The organism is Flavitalea plasmicola (assembly GCF_030546645.1).
GTDB lineage: Bacteria > Bacteroidota > Bacteroidia > Chitinophagales > Chitinophagaceae > Puia.
Genome location: NZ_JAUOTO010000004.1, coordinates 953,441 through 972,687 on the forward strand (window position 1 = coordinate 953,441; position 19,247 = coordinate 972,687).

The 19,247-nt window shown below is 52.4% G+C and carries 12 protein-coding genes; 6 read left to right on the forward strand and 6 right to left on the reverse strand.

Features of this window, described 5'->3' with window-relative positions:
- Window positions 1–34 precede the first annotated feature (34 nt).
- From Q4E93_RS18130 to Q4E93_RS18150, 5 genes are read right to left on the reverse strand one after another with little or no spacing between them, the layout of a single operon-like run.
- On the reverse strand, window positions 35–3,394 hold the full coding sequence (locus Q4E93_RS18130; RefSeq protein ID WP_303587577.1) for a VCBS repeat-containing protein: 3,360 nt from the start codon (window positions 3,392–3,394) through the stop codon (window positions 35–37).
- 6 nt (window positions 3,395–3,400) lie between these two features.
- Window positions 3,401–5,152, reverse strand: a complete 1,752-nt coding sequence (locus Q4E93_RS18135) for an alpha-L-arabinofuranosidase (protein WP_303587579.1) — start codon at window positions 5,150–5,152, stop codon at window positions 3,401–3,403.
- 8 nt (window positions 5,153–5,160) lie between these two features.
- Window positions 5,161–6,651 (reverse strand): glycan-binding surface protein, encoded by a 1,491-nt coding sequence (locus Q4E93_RS18140; protein WP_303587581.1) that lies wholly within the window; start codon window positions 6,649–6,651, stop codon window positions 5,161–5,163.
- A gap of 27 nt (window positions 6,652–6,678) precedes the next feature.
- Window positions 6,679–8,385 carry a RagB/SusD family nutrient uptake outer membrane protein gene (locus Q4E93_RS18145; protein ID WP_303587583.1) on the reverse strand — a complete coding sequence of 569 codons (1,707 nt, stop codon included), beginning with the start codon at window positions 8,383–8,385 and terminating at the stop codon, window positions 6,679–6,681.
- 19 nt (window positions 8,386–8,404) lie between these two features.
- The gene (locus Q4E93_RS18150; protein WP_303587584.1) at window positions 8,405–11,608 is read right to left on the reverse strand and encodes a SusC/RagA family TonB-linked outer membrane protein; all 3,204 of its coding nucleotides are present in this window, start codon (window positions 11,606–11,608) and stop codon (window positions 8,405–8,407) included.
- A 219-nt stretch (window positions 11,609–11,827) separates the two neighbouring features.
- On the opposite strand from Q4E93_RS18150, the gene Q4E93_RS18155 reads away from it, so the two are divergent.
- The 3 genes from Q4E93_RS18155 (at window position 11,828) to Q4E93_RS18165 (ending at window position 16,906) form a co-directional block, all read left to right on the forward strand.
- A complete protein-coding gene (locus Q4E93_RS18155; protein ID WP_303587585.1) occupies window positions 11,828–15,967 on the forward strand; it encodes a hybrid sensor histidine kinase/response regulator transcription factor in 4,140 nt (1,379 codons plus the stop codon).
- A gap of 75 nt (window positions 15,968–16,042) precedes the next feature.
- Window positions 16,043–16,390 carry an ArsR/SmtB family transcription factor gene (locus tag Q4E93_RS18160; RefSeq protein WP_317505173.1) on the forward strand — a complete coding sequence of 116 codons (348 nt, stop codon included), beginning with the start codon at window positions 16,043–16,045 and terminating at the stop codon, window positions 16,388–16,390.
- Between the two features lie 12 nt (window positions 16,391–16,402).
- Window positions 16,403–16,906 (forward strand): SRPBCC family protein, encoded by a 504-nt coding sequence (locus tag Q4E93_RS18165; RefSeq protein ID WP_303587587.1) that lies wholly within the window; start codon window positions 16,403–16,405, stop codon window positions 16,904–16,906.
- 30 nt (window positions 16,907–16,936) lie between these two features.
- On the opposite strand, the gene Q4E93_RS18170 is transcribed toward Q4E93_RS18165, so the two are convergent.
- Complete coding sequence (locus Q4E93_RS18170) at window positions 16,937–17,680, reverse strand: SDR family NAD(P)-dependent oxidoreductase (protein ID WP_303587589.1); 744 nt, start codon at window positions 17,678–17,680, stop codon at window positions 16,937–16,939.
- Between the two features lie 90 nt (window positions 17,681–17,770).
- On the opposite strand from Q4E93_RS18170, the gene Q4E93_RS18175 reads away from it, so the two are divergent.
- From Q4E93_RS18175 to Q4E93_RS18185, 3 genes are all read left to right on the forward strand, one after another.
- Window positions 17,771–18,148 (forward strand): winged helix-turn-helix transcriptional regulator, encoded by a 378-nt coding sequence (locus tag Q4E93_RS18175; RefSeq protein ID WP_303587591.1) that lies wholly within the window; start codon window positions 17,771–17,773, stop codon window positions 18,146–18,148.
- 13 nt (window positions 18,149–18,161) lie between these two features.
- Window positions 18,162–18,647 carry a peptide deformylase gene (locus Q4E93_RS18180; RefSeq protein WP_303587593.1) on the forward strand — a complete coding sequence of 162 codons (486 nt, stop codon included), beginning with the start codon at window positions 18,162–18,164 and terminating at the stop codon, window positions 18,645–18,647.
- A gap of 105 nt (window positions 18,648–18,752) precedes the next feature.
- Window positions 18,753–19,244: a GNAT family N-acetyltransferase gene (locus Q4E93_RS18185; RefSeq protein WP_303587595.1), complete on the forward strand. Its 492-nt coding sequence runs from the start codon at window positions 18,753–18,755 to the stop codon at window positions 19,242–19,244.
- Window positions 19,245–19,247: the final 3 nt, after the last annotated feature.

Genomic DNA, 19,247 nt, shown 5'->3' on the forward strand with positions numbered 1-19,247 from the left:
AAAATTGGACGGGGGATGAATTTTTTTAGAGGAGCTAGTAGCAAAATGCCTTCATTGGCTGGTCGTTAATGGCTGCGAGCATTATCCTTCGACCTGCGACTTTGATCATTTTCAAGTCTTTGACATCTCCGTCGAGTATTAGACCGGAGGTGGCCGGCGGCACTGGGATAAAGCCGCCATGTCCATCGCCCTTTAGCCAAAGGCCGTAAGAAGCATCATACCGGCCTGCCGGTACTGCCGCCTGGTATTCATTGCCGGCCAATAAAATGTCCATTCTCCCGTCTTTGTCGACGTCGTCAACGACAATGGCATTCACCGGGGCTATCTGGGCCGGGGTGGGGAAGGGATGGAAAGTGAATTTGCCATGGCCGTCATTTTCGAAGAATCCGCTGCGAACCTCCGCACAGTGCAGGACCGTTGCGCCTGCCATCATTTCCTTTGTAAACAGCTGGTCCATCGACGCGGCGGCGTAGGACGCATTCACGTCAAAGGACTTTTTGATCGAAGGCATTTGCCTGGCCCATTGATCCCTTGGGATCCCTGCCGACAGCAGGAATTTACCGTCATCGTTCTTAATATAATTGCAAAAGATGGGTTCGACGATGCCGTTGGCGTCAAAATCCCTGGCGATCAACTGTGCGGGCTGTTGATCGTTGATATGGAAGGGATTGTTCAATCCAAAATTCCCGGCAATGATATCCATATCGCCGTCATGGTCGATGTCGGCGACGGCAAGGCTTCTCCAAAAACCCGAGTGTTCCGCCAGACCGCTTTGCGCAGTGATCTCCACCAGGGTACCCCCATTGTTCTTGAAAATGCGGAGGGACATCCAATCTCCGGCGAGCAGCAGCTCCGGTGAATTGTCGTGGTCCAGGTCCGCCCACACCGCGGCATTGATCAGCCCTGGCGTCTCCAGCGCAGGGCAGACGGCTGCAGTGACATCGACAAACTTGCCATGATCGTTGCGGAGCACATAGCTTCGGGGTGGTGTCGGAAAAGTGCCCAGCGAAACCCTTCCGCCGATGAAAACATCCTGGTCCCCATCGCCATCCATATCTGCCACCGCGATACTTTTTGCCGGCGTGCGCACCATGGGAGAAAAGGCTGACTCATCCTGCCGGAAATTTCCTTTGCCGTCGTTCAGATACAGGCGGGGACGATAAAAAGATGAATTAATTTCGAACTCGCTGCTTCCTCCTGCGATCAGCAGGTCAAGGTCGCCATCCCCATCCGCATCGAATAAGGCACTTTGCATATCCTCCTCATTCTTCACTCCCGTAACAAGGTCCCTGCCTGTAAAATCTCCGCCGGGCTTTTGCAGGAAGACCCTGCCGGATTGCCGGAAAGCTCCGGCAATAAAGAAGTCCTCCAGTCCATCTCCGTTGATATCGCCTGTGCTGATAAAAGGACCTTCCTGTGAATATTTTTGCTGGATCAGGGGTTGGATGCCGTAATCATAGAAAAAGCTTTCCTTATGAACGAAATCGATCTTCATCTGCTGAGTCAGGTCTTTGAAGGTTGTATTTGACGAAGGGGAGGCGTTCCCGGGAGGAGGGGCTTGCGCATCGGCATGTGTCACGAGTAAGGTCTTGTTGACTGCAGGGTGATCAATGAACTCTGTTCTGCCATCGGGCCAAACGATCCTTAGAGAATCGACCTGCCTAGCACCAAAGCCGAAGTGCGGTCGCGCATCTACCGAGGACAGGTAGCCCCGCACGGGATATTGCTCCACCATTTGAGAAGAGGTTCCTGCGTACGCAAATATTTTCGTGCCGAGTCCGTCCCTATTAAGTGAGTCGCCTTTTAAAACGACCGTGAGATTGTTGGAGGCAGCGGGCGCGGGGGCCAGGTCATTCCGCATAATGAAAGCCGTACTGTTGATATTATTGGTGACAAGGTCGAGATCGCCGTCATTGTCCAGATCGGCATAAGCCGCGCCGTTTGACACCGACGGCTCATCGATGCCAGCCTGTATGGAAATATCTTCGAAGCTCAGGCTGCCGTTGTTACGATATAAATAGTTATGAAGGCGTACAGGGCCCAGCTCAGACAGATGTTCCATCAGCATTCTCCTTTGACCTGCGTCTTTCTCAGGAACACCGGATCGCATCATCATATTACGCCTGTATTCCAAAAAGTCGATATTGGTAGGGTCGCGCCCCAGGCCATTGGTGATATGGATATCCTTCCATCCGTCATTGTCCAGGTCAGCCAGCAGAACGCTCCAGCTCCAGTCCGTCTCAAAGACACCCGCCAGCTGGCCGATCTCGCTAAAGAAAGGTTCTTCCCGGTGATTGACGAGCCGATTGCCATTGTTCAGCTGCAGCATGTTGCGGATATATTGCGGTTCATAGCCTTTTGCCGCTTCTATATGGCAGCGCTCCTCGCCCAGGAAGGAGTACATCATTTTCTTCCGCCGGCTGGTCTCCGGCTGCATATCGAGGCTCATGATGTCAGGAAGCTCATCGTTATTCAGGTCGGCTGCATCCACACCCATGCTGGAATAGCTTTGGTGCCTCATCGCAGCACTGATGCAATTGGTGAAAGTGCCGTCCTTATTGTTCAGCCACAGCCTGTCATTGCGGATATAGTCGTTGGCAACATAGATGTCCGGGTATCCGTCGCCATTGATGTCGCTGACAGCGACACCCAGGCCATTGCCGTCCTCCACGATGCCGGCCAGTTTGGAAACATCCCTGAATACCGGGTGGTCCATGCCGGCGGGGATGCCATCATTATGAAACAGCTTATCGCCAGCTATCGCATTGCTGTCTGTCTTTCTATCCCGGATGTCATTGGGCCGGTCGTCATTCAACGTATGGTTCAGCAGGTACATGTCGGGCCTGCCGTCCTTGTCATAATCGAAGAAGACCGCCTGCGTGGCGTAACCTGTATCGGCAAGACCATAGGCCGCGGCTTCTTCGCTGAAACGCAGATCATGCTGGTTGACAAAAAGAAGGTTTTTCCGAAGACCTCCCGGTACTTTACCGGATACACAGACATAGATATCCGGCCAGCCGTCGTTGTTGATATCGATGATGCTGACACCCGTGCACCATCCGGCAGTGGTCACACCCGCCGCCGCCGTAATATCCTCGAAGCGCATTTTCCCTTTATTGAGATAGAGTCTTGAGCTTACCTGGCTGCCTGTAAAGAAAATGTCGGGCAGTCCGTCCTTATTGAAATCGCCGATCCCTACTCCTCCACCCATGTACGTGTATTCATTGACGAACATATTTGCCGAATCGTCCTCGGTGATGGTATTGGAGAATGTCACCCCTGTGGAGGAAGAGGACAGGCGCGTAAAATGCAGCCCTTCCTTCCTGTCATGGGAAACGCAGGATGCCAAGGCGGTCAAAAGACATAGAGCCGCCATCACCGGGGTTTTATCCATAACCAACTATTTTTTATCGGCTACCAGGTATATGACGCTCATCGCTGGGACGGACACCTTGATGGAGCCTGTCAGCGGAGCCGAATAAGGCTTGATCGTCGCATATTCCAGCGGCCCTCCGGTGGCGCTGGCCGGCCCCTTTCCATTGACATACACCGCTCCGGAGAAGGGGGCGTCCGTACCTCCTGTCAGGGCATACCAATAGTATTTACTTCCGGCGGGGAAGTGCTGAAAATCGACGGACACCACGTGGTTGAAGGCGCCGGAATTGATGATAATGGTTCCCGCCTGCCCGGAAGAGAACGTGGATGAATAAGTAGTGATATCCCCGTTGTTCAGGGCCTTCCGCAAAGTGTCCGCGACCATCCTGTCGCCAAAATACTTTTGGAAATAGTACATGTAATAGAATGCCGGACGGGGATTCCATAATGGGGCCTGTGGTTCGTCCCCATTGTTGAACATACCCTGATCGTCGCCGTTGGAATACCCATTGGCAAGGTCCCAGCGGCTGGCTTCTCCGAACTTGTTTTTGATGAATGAGCCCAGCGTCAGCGCGGCATGCATGCCTGCGACGTACGAGGTATTTTGTTTCGAACCCGTGGCCTGAATATTCCATTCCGTCATAGCGATGGGTTTCATGGGCAGGCCTGCACCGGTGATCTGTTGTTGAACGTATGACGCGACGGACGAAGGTACGGCTGTACCCGTAGCCAAAATGTCCTTGGCAGAGGAGTTTGTATTGAAGGCAGTGAAATAATTATGCACGATGAAATAATCGGCTGCTGCGCCGGCATTGCCTAATACACCCTGGTTCCAGCTCTGGATAGAAGCGTAATCATAGCTTGCGGGAGGATGCTCATATAGGGTGGCGCCGATATAGATCGTGGCGCCCGTTTCTCTCGCGGCAGCCCGCATGGAGTCGGCAAATACTTTGACATGTGCGCCATAGACGGATCCTGTGATCATTTCGGGTTGTCCGTCCTGGTTCTTCGAGGTATTGATGCGGTAGCCGGCTTCCCAGCTGCCGTAGGATTCGTTGCCGATCTCCCAATACTTCGTCCTGCCATTGTCATAGCGTACCCAGTCGGCTGCCAGGTGGGCGGCGGCGGCTACGGGATTTGGTCCCGTGCCATAGCGGGCATAACCATAGTTCACGGTGATGATGCCAGTGCTGTTGGTCTGGGATAAAAGCTCGTAATAATGCTGGAGCGAAAAGGTCCAGCCGGCCGTGTTGCCGCCGTACCAGGAACCGATGGAGCTGGAGGCTCCGTCGGCATTCATCAGGTTGTCAGGCGCGTCGTCCGGCTTGGGATGGGCGTCCGTTCCGTTCCAGAAATACACGTCGCTGATGCTGCCACCCGGGCCGCGGACGATATTGGGGGAGAGGTCTTCGAGATATTGCATCAGCACCGGCTGCGTCACCATCTGACCCGACCACAGATTGGAATTATTTCCAAACAGGTAGGGAGAGGTCTTTACCAGGACCTTATTGACGTCAATAGTCAAAGAGTCGGAGGCAACTGCCGTGGCAGGTGACCCGGCGACATCGCCGGCAGGGGTTGCAAAAGACCTGCCAACCCATCCGTCCGCGAAAAAACCAATGGTCGCCGGAACAGCCGGGTCCACCGGGTTATAGATGGAGTCTGTTTTAACAGGATACTTGCCATCAACAGGGTTGTTCGGAGTTGTATGTTTCTTGCAGGCAGCCAGGCTCAACAGCAGGATGAGCCACCTGCTGCCAGATAGGTGTGTTTTCATATAATGTTTTATTGACCTTTTACGATACGGATGTTGTCAATGGCGATATTGAGCGTATTTGCCGGAATATCGGGTGATGCCTGATCGTTGACGATAGTAAAGCACAATGCGGTGGAGCTATAGTCCGAGAACTTGTTTGCGGGCGAGCCGGTGGACGGGAAGGTGGATAGGTCCCATGCATTGCCGGAAATGGATACAAGCTGTGTCAGCGGTATGGTCACCGTCGTCCAGCCGGAAGGCTGGAAGGTGCCGCCTGCGGCGCTTTCCCAGGGCGCATAACGTGCCAGGTAATTATGCCAGCCATACCAGTCGCCCATCATGACCCATATGGCGCCGGCGCTCCAGGGCTGGGCCGTATACACCTCGAATTTCAGGGAATACCCGGCGACCGGGGTGGCTGTATTGCTGACCCAGGGTACGTCATTCAACTGGACGAATCCGGCGTTACCCTGTGAGGGGGGGGCGGTATGGCCAGGCATGGGGCTACCCTGTGCCAGGAAGGCCACGCTGCCAGTGGCATTGGGGTAAGCTGTGGCTGGTGCTGCTGCATATCCTCCCGTCCAGCCCACAAAACCCTGATTGTCCCCATTCCATTGGACATCGAAAGTGGACAGGTAGCCTGGTGAAGGATGGGTGAGGTAAGAGTCGAACAGCTGAGGGGCTGTGACGGTGCCCAGCACACCTTCTACCTTCAGCGAGTCCGGGGCAGTGATTCCAGGTGGCACCGTCACCGTAAGCTGGGTAACGCTTACCGCCTGCAGGTTTGTCCCCGGTATACCGCCGGGGAAAGTCACCTGGCTTACGCCGATAAAATTGCTGCCGTTGATGGTAATGGTAGTGCCTGCCATGGCATTCTCGTTGGAGACGGACTTAATGACCATGGGTGGCGGGTAGGAGAACGAACCCGTCCCAAACGTGCAGATCACCCGTATCGAGTCTTTGAAAGATGCGCCGGGAGGAATAGCGGCAACGATCTGGTTATAGTCTTTATTAACGGTGTAGGACAGTGCCGTGTCATTACCTGCGACCGGGAAGGTTATTTTTTTGACCCCCTGGAAATTCCCTCCGTTGATGGTGACGATCGTACCCGAATTATCGAGGGCGATGGATGTAATGTAAGGCGGAGGCAGATAGAGGGTGAAGTTGTACGTTGCCGTACCGTGGTCGGTGACCAGCCTGATATTGCCGGGCACGGACGGGTTGGTCGCCATGGTCTGGGCGCTGGAAGGGATGGTGACGATGACATTGCTGCCGGTGGCGTATACAGGGTTGAAGTAGGCGGATGTATCATTGAAAAACACCGCCCTTAGCCCGTCAAGGTTATTTCCCTGGATGACGATCTCGGTGCCGGGCATGGCCCTGGTGAAAAGACTGTCCCGCTTAGTCGTATCGATAAGCCGGATACCTGTGATCGTTGGCGGACCGGATGAATTCTTTTTGCAGCCGAATTGTATGAGGCCGGCAATGAGGAGGAAGGGAAGTAATAATTTCTTTAACATCTCTAAAAGATTTTATTTGGATCAATGTTAATATTTCACTTTGCTGAAGTCGAAGGGCACTGCTGGCTGCGCCAGGCCAGGCGCCACCAGGAGATCGGATTCCGGGTAAGGGAGGTCTGCCTTGTTGGGCGCGATAAAGTAATTGATAGTGCCGGGCGTTTGGTTATCCTGTGCGAAATAGGTTACAAATGGGTTCCCTGAATTATAAGAGATATTGTAGGTGCCCCGGTTCTGATTGGAAAAGTAATTGGTGGCCGCGGCCTGGTCGAAATAGAACCATGTTTTCCAGTCGTACCATGCATGGCCTTCGAAGGCAAACTCTACTTTCCTTTCCTGGATAAGATCGGCATAGCTGATGGATGACTTGGGCGCCACGCCTGCGCGGGTCCTTACCGCATTGAAATATTTCAGCGCCTCCGGATCGGAAGTCGTGGAGCTATTACCCAGGATCGCATCAGCATAGATCAGGTATACTTCAGAAAGCCGGAAGATATAAGTGCTTAGGTTCTCATTCTGCGATCCGCCGAAGCCTCCGTTGTCGGCGGGAGACCCGATGACATATTTCTTCACGTAGGCATGGTCGGTACCACCGTTGCCTTTATCGCCCGGATGATAGATCTTGCCGTTATTAAAAAGCGCGGTATCCACATGCCAGCCGCCGGTGGCCTGGGCGATATCAGGGTAGTTATCATTGGGCATGAAAATGGTGGCTTTTCTGCGGATGGAATCGGCTTTATTGGCCGGGTCCGTAAAATATTCCAGCAGACTGGGAGATGCGCCGAATGCGCCGCCCCATCCGTCGCCCGTCTGCGTGATAAGGCTACTATAGGCAAGGTTGGCCTGCATATGGTTTTGTACGAACCACTGGCCTGTGGGCACCCACAAAAGGCCGAAAAGACATTCCGCCGGGACGTTGGTGCCACTGAAATATTTACTCGTGAACAGGTTGTAATAGTTCGGAAGCAAGGAAAGGCCGCTGTTATTGCAGACATCGCCCGCATAGAATTTGGCACTGTCCAGGTCCGTCTGCTTGCGGGTGCCTGACTGGCCCAGCCCAGACCGTACCAGATAAGCCCGGGCAAGCATGCCCTCGGCGCTCCATTTGGTGATACGGGCTGGCTGCAGGGGGGTGGCAGCGAGGTTATTCTTAGCCCAGGTGAGGTCGTTGATGATGAACTGCCATACATCCGCCAGGTTGTTCCTCCGGATACTGGTATCTCCCAACTGGCTGCTGTTGTTGTAAATAATGGGCACCGCTCCCCAGTCCAGGGCCAGGTAGTAATAAGCTGCAGCCCGCATGAAATAACACTCTGCCAGACCGGAGTTCCTCCCGCTCTCGCTGGCTCCCGCACCTGCGTTCTTGATATTATAGGCCACTACATTGGCATTGGCCACGACAGACCACAGTGCCTGGTATGCGCTTTGCAGCGCTCCGCTGGGATCCGTGGATGTCACCGTAAAGCTAAGATAGGATCCTCTGCCGTTGTAATTATCCGTCGTGCTGTTGCCGCCCATGATGTCTCCTATGTATTGGAGAGAGGTACCATTGTAACCGCCCCATGAGCCATTGTACAGCGGCCCTGTACCGCTTAGAATATCCGCGTCGGTGCGGTAGAAAGTACCTGCGGTGGGAGATGCCAGGGGAGGACGGTTTAAATAATCTTTTTTGCAGCCCGGCATGATCGATGCGGCAAGCAGGAAGATCATGGTAAAAAATATAATGCTCGGTTTCATTTGTCTCGAATTGTAGTTGTTAAAAATCCAATGAAAGGCTGAAGTTGTACGATCTTGTGGAAGGGTATCTGCCTTCATCCATACCAACTATGTTCACTCCATTGTAATTGTACATGCCTATTTCGGGATCATATCCCGTGTATTTCGTGATGGTAAATACATTCTGTACCTGGAAAGTCGCCAGCACGCCCCGGAGCACATGTGTGACTGATAAATATTTCGAGGGCACCCGGTAGCTCAGGCGAGCATTCTTCAGCCTGAAATAGGTCCCGCTCTCCACGTTCCATGTAGAGATCCGGTTGTTGCCGTTGGCGTCGACGAATACGTTAGGTATCCTGTGACCCGGATTGGTCAATGTGGCCGTCAGCGCATCGGCAGAATTCATGCTGCTGGGAACGGCAAAGTTGATGACCCCTTTGTAGTGGTTGCTGTAGGGGCTGGTACCCTGGGGCAGCGTCTCATTCTGATAACGTGTCAGGTTCAGGATCTGGTTGCCGGATACGCCGGTGAAAAAGAGGTTCAGCTCAAATCCTTTATAAGTAAGGGTTGAAGTAAAGCTGTAATTGAACTTAGGCCAGGGATTGCCGATGGGTACGCGGTCATTCTGGTCCACATAGCCGTCACCATTGATGTCCTTGTACTTAATATCTCCGACCCAGCTGCCGTTGGTCGGGTTGATGATGCGCGGACTGCCTACGGCGCCCGTCTGTATGGCATGGCTTTCAATATCCTTGTAATCCTGGAAGAGTCCTTCGGCTACATACCCTGTTATCATGCTCAGCGGCTGGCCTTCCTTGGTGAGGAATTCCGATTGTCTGTCATTGATCTGCGAGTAATATTGGGTAAAGATGGTAGATACCAGCTTATTCACTTTATTCCTGTCCATGGAAAAATTGACGCCAGTCCGCCATTGAAGGTCCTTCGTGGATATATTGACCGTATTGACGGAAACTCCGAAGCCTTTGTTCTCCATGTCACCATAATTCTTCACAGGCCAACTCAGCTGTCCGCCATAGCCACCGCTGAGATAGCCGCCCATGTAGCTGGGGCCTGATGCGGAGAGGATAAGGTTGGAAATCTTCTTATAATAAGCATCTGCGATGATCTCGAGCCGGTTGTTGAACATATGCAGGTCCAGTCCGATGTTGGTTGACTTATCCTGCTCCCATTTGAGGTCGGGATTGGGAAAATTGGAAGGCAAAAAGCCTGTGCCCCATACCGTAGAGCTGGAATACAGGTTGGAATAAACCGCACCGCCCGAGCCGGAATTGCCGGAAATGCCGTATTCCGCGCGCAGCTTCAGATCGTCAATGAGCGGAATGGACCGCATAAAAGGTTCGTCCGAGATCTTCCAGGCTACCGAAGCCGCAGGAAAGGTGCCCCAGCGGTTAGACGGTCCGAAATTGCTGCTACCGTCGCGTCTGACCACGACCTGTGCGAAGTATTTATTATTGTAGGAATAGCCAAGACGGGAGAAATAGGATTCGCCGGCGCCATTACCCCTGGAGCTGGTGGCAGGAGGCGATAAGGGGGAGGCGACGCTCAATTCCTGTACAGAGTTAGTGGAGTAGCCGGTGCCCGTTCCGCTTAAGCTCTGGTAAGCATAGTAGGTGGCTTCATGCCCGCCCATGATCGAGATGCTGTGCTTGTTGAGGGAGAAGTCATACTGCACCCGCGTATTCAGGGAGGCCCAATAATTGTTGCCGCTGCCCCGGCCGCCGCTGGTGGTCAGGTTGGCATAATAAGGACCGAGGTTATAGGATGGGGCGAATGTATAGTTATTGGTGAAGGTATAGTTGCCATTTGTCTCCGTGTGCCATAAAAGTCCTTTTATAGGCGTGATGTCGATGTTCAAACCACCGATGGCCCCGAAAGAAGTATTATAGTTGTTATTCAGGTTGGCAATGGCCAGCGGGTTGGTAATGGCATATTGTGCCTGGGCTGTGTTGGCAGGACCACCATAAGTGCCATCCGGGTTCTTCACAGGGATGGTGGGGTTCTGGTTGAGCGCCAGGTTGACGATGTTGTTCCGGAAAGTATTTGCCTTTTCATAGGTGGCGAAAGCGCTGAGGTTGGTGCTGATCTTCAACCATTTGTTTGCCTGGTTATTCAGGTTCAGCCTGATGGACCCCCGCTTGAAGCCCGATCCTGCTGCAACGCCGTTCTGGTTGAGATAGTCGCCCGACAGGTAAAAGGTGGATTTTTCAGAGCCGCCGCTGACACCCAGGGAATGCTTTTGCATGAGGGTAGGGCGGAACAGTTCGTGCTGCCAGTCCGTGCCGGGACCCAGGATGGAGGGATCGGCCAGTTCCGGCGGCTCGACGCCTACCAGCCCTAACTGTTGTAATTTGCCGATGTAGACGGCATATTCCCGGAGGTTCATCACGGGCTGGTTAGGCGGTCTTGTCTGGATCGTCTGTGATTCGTTGAAATTCACCCTGGTAGCTCCGGCTTTACCCTGCTTGGTCGTGATCATCAAAACGCCGTTGGCGCCGGCGGCACCGTAAATAGAGGTGGCTGCAGGGCCTTCCAGCACGCTGACGCTCTCGATATCATCGGGATTGATGCCTGCCAGCGAATTAGTCAGTCCCGGGCTTACATTATAGGCGCCACCGCCATTCAAGCCAGGACGGATCTGCACGCCGTCGATCACGTATAAAGGTTGGTAGTTGCCGGTGACCGTGCTTACGCCCCGGATGATAACCGAGGCTCCGGCCCCTGGCGAGCCGCTGCTGGTGGATACATAGACGTTGGGCGATTTTCCCCGGAGAGCGTCTTCCAGGGTCACATTCACCGTCTTTTGAAGATCGGCGTTGGAAATGGTGTGGACTGCGCTGCTGAGGTCAGTCTTTTTCATTTTACCATAGCCGACGACGATTACATCTTCCAGGTGGTTGTAATCCTGCGATAGTGCGATGTTGAGGACGGTGGAATTGCCTGCTTTCACCTCTTTGGCCGTAAATCCGACATTGGTGACGACCACCCGTTCTTCCGGCGCGACCAAAATAGTAAACGCGCCGTTCTCATCCGTTGTAACGAAGTTTTTGGTCCCTTTAACGGCAACTGTGGCTCCGGAAAGGGGTGCGCCATTATTTTGGGCGGTGATCACTCCGGTGACCCGGCGGGCGCCGGATCGTTGAGCGACCAGGGGAGGGGTAACGGCCAGGATGATAAGGAGTAATCCCAGCAGGGCAAGCAGGTCTGATCTTCTTAAATTTCTCATACGTAAGCAATTGTGTTTTGGTATGTAAGGGAGAATTTGCAATCGGTCGAAATTCTCCGAATAAAAGTAGATACAATGCGCCTGAGGCAGGGGGATAAGAATCGTATAAAAGGGTATGAAAATGTTCGATGAGGGGGTGTTTTTGGACTTTTGGGGCTTAAATCGCGTATACTCTTATGAGCGATAAATATTATATTTGCTATAACGACTGCTTAAGATATGATGCCCAAAAAGACCCCACTCCTCCTGTTCTGCTGGCTGGTGTTCAGCCAGCTTTACGCACAGCCAAACGAATACCTTTTTTCCCACCTGGATTTCACCAACGGGCTTTCCAACAACCATGTCACCTGCATGTACAAGGATGGAAAAGGGTTTATGTGGTTCGGCACCTTATCCGGACTCAACCGGTTTGACGGCTACCAGTTCAAGCTATTTAAACACGATGCACGGAATCCGCAGTCCATCACCGACAATTATATTGAGCAGATCTTCGAAGGGCCGGATGGAAAAATGTGGGTGGACGCCAGGGCCGGACGGTTCAATATTTATGATTTTGGCCTGGACCAGTTTGACGGGGACTATCTGGGGTATCTGAGGAAGCGCGGTTTGCCCGAATCCTGGTTGATAAATATCGTGAACGGAAAGTCTGGTTTTTGGTTTGTCTATAAAGACCAGGGATTGTATCATTATTTACCGGATGGCAAGGTGATCGCCCTCCGGCCGGGAGGGGCCGATCCCATGGCTCTCTCTACAGCGCTGATCGCTGGCGCGAAGCAAGACAGCAATGGGGACCTCTGGGTCGTCCATGAGAATGGCCTACTGGAAAAGGTTGACAGCAGGCGGCATAAGGTGGTTTTCCGGACAGAGGCGCTGAAAAAGGATTTCTGCAACGATCATATCCATGCCGGCATCTATATCGACGGACAGGATGACTTATGGATCTACTCCAGCGGGGTGTTCAAAGGCACCTATTATTATCATCCCGCTACGCGGGAGCTAAAACATTTTGCCCTTGATGCCGGGGAAAGGCGGCTGAACAATAATGTCATTTACAGTGCTTTGCAGGATGGTAAAGGCCTGATCTGGCTGGCAACGGACCATGGCGGTGTCAATATCATTGACAAACGGGATTTTTCCGTGAAATACGTGGCCCACATAGAGGACGATGGAAAAAGTATCTCGGAAAACAGCACTACGTCTCTGTTCAGGGATAACCTGGGCACGATGTGGGTGGGAACATTCAAAAGCGGGATCAGCTACTATCACCAGAGCAGTTTCCAATTCCCCCAGTACAGGCATGAGCCTCATCAACGAGGCAGCCTCAGCTTCGATGACGTCAATAATTTTGTGGAGGACGCCACGGGCAATATCTGGATAGCGTCCAACGGCGGCGGTCTTATCTACTTCTCCCGGAAGACCAACACCTTTACACAATACGTCCATGATGAGCGTAATAAGAACAGCCTGTCCAATAACATTGTCGTGAGCCTGCTGCTGGACAAGGATAACAAGTTGTGGATCGGAACTTATTTTGGAGGATTAGACTGCTTTGATGGCAAGCGCTTCGTGCATTACAGGCATAATGACAAGGACACCAACAGTCTGGCCGAGGACAGGATAATGTGCGTTTACGAGGATTCGGAAAGACAGCTGTGGATAGGCACGCTGGGAGAAGGGATGGACAGGCTGGATCGACGGGACAATAAATTCTATCATTATAAATATTCCCGGCCGGGCTCGATCCGCAATGGGTATGTCTCGTCTATTACAGAGGATGTCTATAAGAACCTCTGGGTGGCTACCGGGTACGGTATCGACGTGCTGGAGAAAAGCACGGGCCGCTTCCATCATTATTCCATGGACAGCAACCGGCTTAGCTCGGATAATGTTATTTTACTCTTCAGGGATAGCCGGCAAAATATGTGGGCTGCGACAAGGGAGGGCCTGAATGTTTTTGACCCTGATAAAAAGGTTTTCCAATCTTTTAGCGTAGAGGACGGCCTCCCCGACAACACTGTCCGCAGCATCCAGGAGGACAGCCGGCATGATCTGTGGATCAGCACGCCCAATGGCCTTTCCAGGATCCAGCTGTCCAGGGGGAAAGATAGCCCGGTCTTTCATATCCGGTGCAGGAACTTTCATGAGCAGGACGGGTTGCAGGGCAGGGAATTCAATGAACGCGCCGGCCTGGCGACAAAGGACGGATTGCTGATCTTCGGAGGCCCCAATGGCTTCAATATATTCAACCCCGGGGACATCGTTCCCACGGGGAAGACGCCGCCTATTGCATTCACCGGCCTGGAGGTTTTCAATAAGCCAGTGCATGTCGGCGACACGACGGGGGGCCATGTGATCCTGCATAAAGCCATCACGGAGACGAACGCCATCACTTTGCATTATAAGGATAAAGTCTTTTCCATCGAGTTTGCCTCGCTGGGATTTATCTATAATGCCAGAAATAAATATACGTACACGCTCGAGGGATTTTCCAGGAATTGGCTGACCACGGACGGCAAAATACGGAAGGCCACTTATACGAACCTCGATGCGGGCGAATATCTTTTCCGGGTGAAGGCTTCCAATGAGGATGGGGAATGGTATGGTCAGGAAGCTACATTAAAGATCATCGTGCTGCCGCCATTCTGGAAAACGCCGCTTGCATATTTTGTCTATTTTATGCTGTTTGCCGGCAGTTTGATCCTGGCCCGGAGAATGATCTTACAAAGAGCGAAAATGCGTTTTGCCCTGGAGCATGAGCGTAGGGAGACCCGGCGTATGCACGAGATGGACCTGATGAAGATCCGGTTTTTCACCAATATGAGCCATGAGCTGAGGACGCCACTGTCATTGATCCTTGCACCGGTGGACAAGCTGCTGGACCAGCCTGTTCAAGGCGACCCGCGCCGGCAGTATGAAATGATCCGCCGGAATGCGCGGCGGCTTTTGCACCTGGTCAACCAACTGCTGGACTTCCGGAAAATGGAGGTGAATGAACTGAAGCTGCACATTCGTCAGGGCGATGTAGTCCGGTTTGCCAGGGACATCTACAGCTCTTTTATCGACCTGGCGGAAAGAAAGAATATATCCTTCTCCTACCGGGAGGATCGCAGGTCGCTGGTGACGCTGTTCGATCACGATAAGATGGAACGGATCCTCTTTAATCTATTGTCGAACGCGTTTAAGTTCACGCCGGAAAATGGGGCGGTGAGCGTAACCCTGGAAACAGCATCCAGGGAGGAAGATGTGCTGCTGTCAATTAAGATAAAGGATACGGGCATCGGCATAGCTCCGGACAAGCAGGAAAAGATCTTCGAGCGGTTTTTCCAGAGCGATGTTCCTGAGACCATCCTGAACCAGGGCAGCGGCATCGGTCTGTCCATCACGCAGGAGTTCGTAAGAATGCATCATGGCCATCTGACAGTCGAGAGTGAATTGAATAAAGGTAGCTGCTTTACCGTGAGTCTGCCTTTCAGGGAAATAATGGCGCCGGAGGTTGGGCTGCTGCCTGCGCCGGCGATGGCAGATGCGACGGTGGAGACGAGAGGCGTGACAGCTGCCCTTAAAGGCATCGCAGAGGAAGCGCAGGAGAGCTCCGCCAAACGCACGATCCTGATCATCGAGGACAATGAGGATTTCCGTTTCTACCTGAAGGACAACCTTCGTGCATTCTATAGGATCATCGAAGCTTCCGATGGGAAAGAGGGGTGGAGGAAAGTGCTTGCCGCGCATCCGCATCTCGTAGTCAGCGATGTCAGCATGCCGATGATGGATGGCATCCAGCTTTGTGAAAAGATCCGGTCGGACGAGCGGACGAGGCAGATCCCTGTCATCCTGTTGACGGCGATGACTGGTGAGGGCAGTGAACTGCGGGGATTACAGACGGGAGCCACCGATTATATTTCCAAGCCATTCAATTTCGAAGTGCTGCTGTCGAAGATCCGGAATGCCCTGGAGTACAACGAGATCATTAAAAAGACCTATCAACGGCAAGTGCAGGCCCAACCCATGCCAGTGGAGGTCGCTTCTGCCGATGACGCCTTTATGCGGGAAGTGCTGGGGCAGATTGAAAAGAACATGGGCAACCCGGATTTTTCAGTCGGGGAGCTGAGCATGCAGTTCCATGCCAGCCGGAGCACGTTTTACAAGCGGCTGCTGCTCCTTACAGGCAAGACACCTGTGGAGCTGATCCGTCACATTCGTCTGAAAAGGGCGGCCGAGCTGCTGGAGAAAAGCCAGCTCACCGTGGCAGAGATCGCATATACTGTTGGATTCAACAATCCCAAATATTTTACGCAATACTTCAAGATGGAATTCAACATGATCCCCTCCGTTTACCGGTCGGAGAAGAGGGTGAAATAAAGCTTTTTTAAAAATAAATTTGTGTAAGTAAATACTTACGCTTAAATTCGTAAGTAAATGCTTACATAATATAATATGCAGATAAGAAGAGACGTATTTCAGGCGATAGCTGATCCTACCAGGAGGGAGATCATTAACCTGGTTGCTTACCAATCATTAAACCTCAACGCTATAGCGGAGAATTTTGAAGTCAGCCGGCCGGCCATCTCGCAGCATATCAAGATCCTCGCGGAGTGCGGGCTCATTACTATTAAGAAGCAGGGCCGTGAAAGGTACTGTGAAGCCAGCCTGCAGCAGCTGAATGAGGTGTCGGAATGGATCGAGCGGTACAGGAAGTTGTGGGATCACCAGTTCAGCAAACTGGATCTTTTGTTGGAGGAGATGAAAACAAAAAGCAGATCGCGGAAAAAAAATAGCAACTAAAAACTTACAACAATGACAACAAGAAATCAAACGAAGATCGTGGCCGAACCAGGCAAACAGGAGCTCTTTATCATCAGGGAATTCGAGGCGCCCCGGCAGTTGGTGTTCAAAGCCTTTACGGACCGGGAACTTTTACCGAGATGGATGGGGCCTTGCGAAATGACCATGAAGATCGATGTATGGGAACCGGGAGCTGGTGGATCATGGCGTTTTATTCATACGGATAAGCAGGGTAACGAGTATGGCTTTCATGGGGTTTGTCACGATGAGACGGCGCCCGAGCGGCTTATCCGGACATTCGAATTCGAAGGATTGCCGGAGAGTGGCCATGTCGTCCTGGAGACGGCAAAGTTCGAAGCCTTGCCGGGTGACAGAACAAAGGTGACCATCCAGTCGGTCTTTCAGTCTGTTGCCGACCGCGATGGAATGGTACAATCCGGAATGGAAAGAGGTGTCACTGACTCGCATGAAAGCCTGGACAGGCTCCTGGAGGGAGAACTGCAGGCCAGTCATTAAGGCGCGTGAATAAATAAAAGGTTCACCTTCTTACGCATTAAAGCCGCCGTCAATGGTAAGTGCGGTACCCGTGATATATTTCCCCTCCTCACTTGCCAGGAAGGCCACCAGTCCACCCACGTCTTCTCCTGTCCCATAATCGGACAGCGGCAGCCGGGTCCTGATAAAATCAGCGAGCGCACCATCCGCCGGGTTCATATCCGTGTCGATCGGACCGGGCTGTATTACATTTACGGTGACCTTTTTGTTGCCAAGGTCCCTGGCCAGCCCTCTTGTAAAACCCTGCAGGGCTGATTTGCTCATGGTATATAAAGTGGTTTGCGGGCCCAAGGCATTGTCTGCCATACTACTCCCGATAGTGATAATGCGCCCTCCTGTGGAAATATGTTTCACCGCTGCCAGGGCGGCGACATATACCGCGCGAACATTCACGGCCATTATTTGCTCGTAATCCGCCAGGCTGTGCTCTTCGAAAGCTTTGCACATGTAAATGCCGGCATTGTTGACCAAAATATCGATCCCGCCGAATGTGGCCACCGTCTTATCAACGGCGTCGGTCACTTCCCGGGGGCTGGCGCTGTCGGCTGCGATGGCGATGGCATGCCCTCCCGCTGCATTTATTTCCGCGGCAAGCGCGGCTGCTTTTTCGGCAGAATGCACATAGGTGAAGGCTACCCTGGCGCCTTCGGCAGCGAGTCTCCTGGTGATAGCGGCGCCGATGCCGCGGCTTCCGCCTGTTATCAATGCTATTTTATTTTCTAATTTTTTGCTCATGGGTTTTTTTATTTGAACACAAAACTAACGGCAATGATTTATATTTGTAAGTAAGCCACAAATTGTTAGGTACTAACAAAAAAGTAAGAAATGAGAAAAAACAACTCCACCAATACCTTAAATCAGCAACAGATCAGCGCCAGTTGTGGGATGGCGTATACGCTGGACATCATAGGAGGAAGATGGAAGCCTGCCATATTATGCAGGCTGCTTTTCGGTCCGATGCGGTATGGCGAGTTGAAGAAATCGATCGAAGGTATATCGGAGCGTATGCTTGTTGCGCAATTAAGGGAACTGGAGAAAGACCAGATCGTGCAACGCCATGTATATGCGGAAGTGCCGCCTCGGGTGGAATATCAGCTGACCCCACTGGGCCAAAGTATGAAAGCGATGTTCAGCGCCATGTCCGATTGGGGAAATATGCATAGGAGTAAGGTCACCCCCCTGCAAATGACTCCGGCCATCTGACAATACCAGGGAAATGAAAACGCTAAAAGATCTATTATTGCTGGGAGATCCCCGCTTGTATGAGCGTTGCGCTCCCATTCTGCCATCCGAGTTACCGCAGGTGAAAGCCTGGGTTGCGGATCTGGACAACGTGATGAAAGAAGTAAAGGCCCGCTATCATTTTGGGAGGGCTATTGCAGCCCCGCAGCTGGGCATCATGAAGCGGCTGATCTATATGCATATCGACCGGCCTGTCGTGTTCATCAATCCTGAGCTGGTGAACCTCAGCGAAGAATTATTCGAATTGTGGGATGACTGCATGAGCTTTCCCCACCTGCTGGTGAAGGTGAAAAGGCACCGCGCCCTCACCATCCAATACCTGGATGAGCGCTGGCGGCCGCAACAATGGGATATGGATGGCGACCTGTCGGAGCTGCTGCAGCATGAATACGATCATTTGAATGGCGTGCTCTGCACTATGCGAGCTATTGATGGACAATCTTTTAAATGGAGGCCTTAATTGACTACCAGGGGTGAGCCGGAGGAGAAGGGAAGAAAATTATTTGTATATATGTAGTTGACTACGTAGTTTTATATCTAATACTCAGGTATAATGGACACGGAAATGCTCATACACCCTCTTGACAATACGTACTGCGACAGCATCGTAGATCTTATTCTGCCCATCCAGCAGATGGAGTTCAATATCCCAGTCACCCTTGCACAGCAATCCGACCTGCTGGACGTTGAAAGCTTTTATATAGCTCCGGGCGGTAACTTCTGGGGTGCATTCAGCGAAGGGCAACTGGTGGGGACTATCGCGCTCATTGCCATTGGGCACCGGGCCGGCGCCATCCGAAAGATGTTTGTAAGAAAGGAGTTTCGGGGCAAGGGATCCGGCATTGCCCAACGTTTGTTCGAAACGCTGGTGGAATATTGCGGGGAACATGGGATATCCGAACTCTATCTGGGAACGGTGAGTGTCCTCCAGGCGGCACACCGGTTTTATGAACGCAATGGATTTCACCGGCTGGAGAAAAAGGAATTACCAGGCTATTTCCCTTTGATGCCGGCGGATGACATCTTCTATCATTTACATCTTGTCAATCAACAATAGCAT